The following is a 2,595-nucleotide window of genomic DNA, read 5'->3' as shown; positions in this document are numbered from 1 at the left end:
CGCGGCGAGCAGGCCGTCGTCGGTCGGCCCGTCGTCGGCAAGCCGCGCCGCCAGTGCGCGATCGAGTGCGCGCACGTCGCCCGCGTCCGGCATCCGGCCCGCGAGCACATGCAGGATCGCGGCCGTGAAATCGACGGACTCGATCAGCTGCAGCAGATCGACGCCGCGTACGGAAAGCCGGTCGGGCGAGATCGAGACCGCATCGATCTCGCTTTCGTCGCGTGCGGCGCGCGGACGGGCGGCGTCCGGCGCCGGCAGGTCGTGAGCGGTTCGCATCGGCGATGCCCCGCTTACTGCTGCGCCGGCTTCGCGATCAGCACCTCGAAGCCGATCGCGAGCATCCCCGACCCCTTCGATACGCTGGCGTGCTCGCCGATGCCGGCTTCGTGCAGGTGCGCGACCGACTCCGCGACCGTGAACTTGCCGTCGAGATGGACCGGATGAACGCCGGCAGCCGCGCGGCGCTCGTTGAAGAACGCCAGCGCCTCCGGCGCCGGATCGCTGCAGGGTTCGTGAATCAGCGCGAAACCGCCGGGCGCCAGCGTGCGGAAGATCTCCCGGTACGCGCCGACCGGGTCGGCCCAGTGATGCACGACCGAGCGGCCGATCACCGCGACGAACGTCCCGTCGTCGAACGGCAGCGCGTGGACGTCGCCCGCGCGGATGTCGATGCGCCCTTCCAGCCCTTCCGCGCGCACGTTCTGCTCGGCGCGCTGCACCATGTCGTCGTAGTAGTCGACCCCGACGAAGCCCAGCGGCGCGAGCGACGGGACGCGGGCCAGCTCGATCAGCGTCCGCGCGGTACCGGTGCCGACATCGAGCAACCGGCCCGACGCGATGCGCCGCTGCGCGAGCTCGTGCTCGACGCGCTGCACCAGATTGCGGTTCCATTCGAGCGTGAACGTGTCGACGTAGTGATCATAGGTGTCGGCGTTGACTTCGGCGGGGGTATTGGTACGCATGCAGGTCTCCAGTCGTGAGGTCTAGGGGTACAACGGTCGTGGCATCATCCGGCCGCGGCGCGCACGCCGGCCGGGGGTGCGGACGGCGCGGCGCCGAGCCTGCGCATGAGCCGCAGGAAAATCGTCAGGTACACGGCCTGGCGCACGACGCTCACGCCCGCGAGCAGCGCGAACAGTTGCGTGAGCGCGAGATGGTGCGTGACGCCGAGGTAGATCGCGCCCGGCGTGACGACCCAGGAAAAGAACAACCCGAGCGCCATCGCGCGCGCCGGGCGTTCGAGAATCTGGAAGCAACCCGTCACGAGGTTCGTCAGCAGATAGCTGAAGACGAACAGCGGCACGTAGTCGAGCAGCGCGGTCGCGACCGCGATCACGCCTGCGTCGGACGCGAGAAAGCGCAGCGCGAGCGCGCGCAGCAGGAAGAACGCGACGCTGATCGCCGCGGTGAACAGCACGCCCAGCAGCATCACCGACTGCAGTGCCGCCCGGGACGGCGCCCGGCTGCGCACCAGATGACCGATCCGGATCATGAACACCATGCTCAGGCCCTTGATGAGGATGAATCCGATCGTCATCAATTCGAAGCCGATGCCGTACCCGCCGATCGCGCGCACGCCGTAGCGGGCGATCAGCGAATAGACGGCCGTATTCGCGAGAAAGGTCAGCGCCTCGAGCGCAGCCGAAGGCAGGAAGATGCGCAGCAGCCGTCGCTGGGTCGGCCATTCCACGCCGGGGCGCGGCAGCACGACCTGCTCGCGGCGCAGCCGCGGGCGGATACACCGGACGCACCAGCCGAGATACAGGCTCTTGGTGATCCACGAGGTCAGCGCGAGGCCGAACAGCTGCAGCGACGGATGCTGGCCGAACAGCCCGAACACGAGCAGCGGATCGAGGATGTTGTTGACCACGCCGCATGCGATGCTGATTCGGGCAGGCGACTTGGTGTCGCCGTACGTGCGCATCGCCGCGGAAAGCGCGGTGCTGAGCAGCGTGAGCGGAAAGCTGCCGATCACGAGCGCGTAATAGCCGAACATGCGCTCGCCGTGGAACTGGCCGCCGGAAATGAACGTCATCAGCGGCGCCCGCGTGCCGATCAGCACCAGCACGACCAGCGCGCCGATCGCGCCCGCGAACACCAGGCTCTGCACGAACAGCCGGCCCTGCTCCTCGCGGGGCGCCTTGGCGAACACCGCGACGAACGACTCCTCGAAGCTCTTGCCGAGCAGGAACAGGAACGTCGCGACGCTGCCGTTGACGAGCGCGAGCAGCGCCATGTCCTCCGCCGGCAGGTCGCGAATCCAGCGATAGTCGAACAGCGTCATGCAGTAGCCGAAAATCGACGACAGCACCATCGGATAGAGCATCAGCCAGGTCGCGCGCACCTCGGCCGCGAACTGTCGCATGCGGTCGGCCCGCGACGCGTGCGTCGAGGCCAACGTCGCAGCCGTGGCAGCCGTGGCAGCCGCGGCGGACGGACTGGGCGCGGAAGACGTGGCGGGCGCGGCAGGCGCGACTGTGGCGCGATCGTCAGACATGGGCGTGCCTCTCGTCGATCAGGCGCGGCAACTTCTGGCGCGCGGAGAAGCGCAATGCGTCGCGACCGAGCACGTCGAGGCGACCTTCGCCCTTGTCA

General features: G+C 68.7%; 2 protein-coding genes and 1 pseudogene. All 3 read right to left on the bottom strand.

Annotated elements, in window-relative coordinates; genetic code table 11:
• A pseudogene (locus G3N99_RS38410) lies at window positions 1-276 on the bottom strand (citrate synthase); the annotation flags it as partial.
• A gap of 14 nt (window positions 277-290) precedes the next feature.
• On the bottom strand, window positions 291-962 hold the full coding sequence (locus G3N99_RS38405; RefSeq protein ID WP_206124995.1) for a class I SAM-dependent methyltransferase: 672 nt from the start codon (window positions 960-962) through the stop codon (window positions 291-293).
• Between the two features lie 44 nt (window positions 963-1,006).
• A complete protein-coding gene (locus tag G3N99_RS38400; RefSeq protein WP_241012068.1) occupies window positions 1,007-2,365 on the bottom strand; it encodes an MATE family efflux transporter in 1,359 nt (452 codons plus the stop codon).
• Window positions 2,366-2,595: the final 230 nt, after the last annotated feature.

Origin of the sequence: Burkholderia sp. Ac-20392, from assembly GCF_017104585.1 — a bacterium.
Lineage (GTDB): Bacteria > Pseudomonadota > Gammaproteobacteria > Burkholderiales > Burkholderiaceae > Burkholderia > Burkholderia lata.
This window is presented reverse-complemented; position numbering and strand designations above follow the sequence as displayed.